This is a genomic window from Streptomyces sp. bgisy159, assembly GCF_965341775.1.
Lineage (GTDB): Bacteria > Actinomycetota > Actinomycetes > Streptomycetales > Streptomycetaceae > Streptomyces.
This window is the reverse complement of sequence record NZ_CBDQZH010000113.1, coordinates 1-1689: the sequence shown is the minus strand read 5'-3', so window position 1 is coordinate 1689 and position 1689 is coordinate 1. Positions and strand designations below refer to the sequence as shown.

3 protein-coding genes are annotated in these 1689 nt (G+C 68.7%); 1 reads left to right on the top strand and 2 read right to left on the bottom strand.

Going from position 1 to position 1689, the window contains the following annotated elements; genetic code table 11:
- Positions 1–250 (top strand): transposase (locus ACSLTV_RS36040; RefSeq protein ID WP_435613728.1); only part of this gene is annotated, 250 nt, incomplete at its 5' end.
- A 160-nt stretch (positions 251–410) separates the two neighbouring features.
- On the opposite strand, the gene ACSLTV_RS36035 is transcribed toward ACSLTV_RS36040, so the two are convergent.
- Positions 411–539 (bottom strand): hypothetical protein, encoded by a 129-nt coding sequence (locus ACSLTV_RS36035; RefSeq protein ID WP_435613727.1) that lies wholly within the window; start codon positions 537–539, stop codon positions 411–413.
- Positions 540–737: 198 nt separating this feature from the next.
- Complete coding sequence (locus ACSLTV_RS36030) at positions 738–1358, bottom strand: ISAs1 family transposase (RefSeq protein WP_435613726.1); 621 nt, start codon at positions 1356–1358, stop codon at positions 738–740.
- Positions 1359–1689: the final 331 nt, after the last annotated feature.

The following is a 1689-nucleotide window of genomic DNA, read 5'->3' as shown; positions in this document are numbered from 1 at the left end:
GCAGAACAAGGTCTGGCTGGAGATCGTCCAGATCGCGCTTGACCTGCTGGCCTGGATGCCCATGCTCGCCCTGACCGACCAGGCCCGTCTCTGGGAGCCCCGCCGACTGCGGTTCCGCCTGTTCACTGCGGCCGGACAGCTCGTCACCACCGGCCGACGCCGCATCCTCCGCCTCGCCCGCCACTGGCCCTGGACCGGCGAGATATCCACCGCCCTTGAACGGCGTGCACTCCTGCCGAACCCCGGCTGACCAGCGGATTCGCCTGTCCCTACAAGAAGAGGAACCAGCCCGGAGCAGTGGGACCCGGCGTCCACCCGAGGCGACGCTCGGCCCCTCGGAATGCCCGCCATCAGCCCAGGGACATCGCGTGTCGTCGTTCCGCCCGGTTGAGCACCTGAGTCCTAGTTGATCACGTCCATCCCAGTGCGGTCAGCGGTCGGCTGGGGTGGCGGGCGTGGTGACGAGTAGCGGTGGCGATGTTGGTGCGGCCGTCCTGGCGGAAGACGCTGATGGCGAGGTTGCGGAGGCTTGCCACCACGCTGGGCAGGCTGCCGGTCCGGGTGGTGGAGACGTCCTCGGCGAAGGTGGTGTCGCGGACGTGGTGGAGCTGGTTCTCAATCTTCCAGTGCCCTCGGATCCAGCCGGCGAGCTGTTCGCCCGTGGCGGCGCCGGGCGGGAGGCTGGTGACGAAGTAGAGCCCTTCGATGGTGATCTTTTTGCTGGTCAGGTCCTTGCGTCAGCGCATGACGCGCAGGGCCTGGCGGGCGCCGGGGTAGTCGAGGTGCCGGAAGGCGACGGTCTTGAGGTGCCGGACCTCGAGCCGGCCCCGGCCCGTGGTGCGGTCCTTGTGGTCGACCGGAATGTCAGCCCACGGCAGTTTCCTCAACTGCTCGAGCAGGCCGGGGTGATTGCCCTTCACGACGGCGATGTAGTGGGCGCCGTGGTCGCGCAGCCAGCGGCCGTTCGCGTGCTGGGTGTGGGCGGCGTCCGCGGTGACCACCGTGTCCTTGAGGGCCAGGCCGTCCAGGAGAGGGATGAAAGCGGGCGTCTCGTTCCTCTTGGAGTCGATCTGGCGTTGGGCGATCACCGTTCCGGTGTGGTCCATCGCGGCCAGCAGCCACACCGCCTTTCCGCCGCCCGCGCGTGAGCCGCGCAACTGCTTCCCGTCGACGGCCACCGCCCGCCATCGGGTCGTTCCTACCTGACAGTTCTGTGTCCTGGTCTGGAGGAATTCGCTGACGGCGGTGTCGAAGGCGTCGCCGTCGAGACGGCCGAGGAGCCGCATGACCGTGGTGGGATGCGGCACGGTGACCGCTCCGGTGAACGGGTCGGCAGGGAAGCCGAGGGCCAGCAGCACCCAGCGAGGCGAGTCCTGCCGCCGCGGCCGCCACGAGCGCCGTCAGCGGGAAACGCCGACCACGACGCTCACGCGGGTCGGGCAGGCCCGCGAGAAACCGAACAAGGCACACCGAATCGGGCAACGGCTGCGGCGACGGGATACGGGCCAGTTGCTCCAGGCCCGACGGCATGAGAGAAGATGAGACAGCAGGCACGGTCTTCGGTTGTGGTCGCGTGAACTCGACACTCACATGATCAACGAGACCGTGCCTGCACCTGCATCCGGACCCACCCGGCACGACCGGCCATCACCGGGCGATCCCACCCAATCCGCAAACACGCAGGGCCCC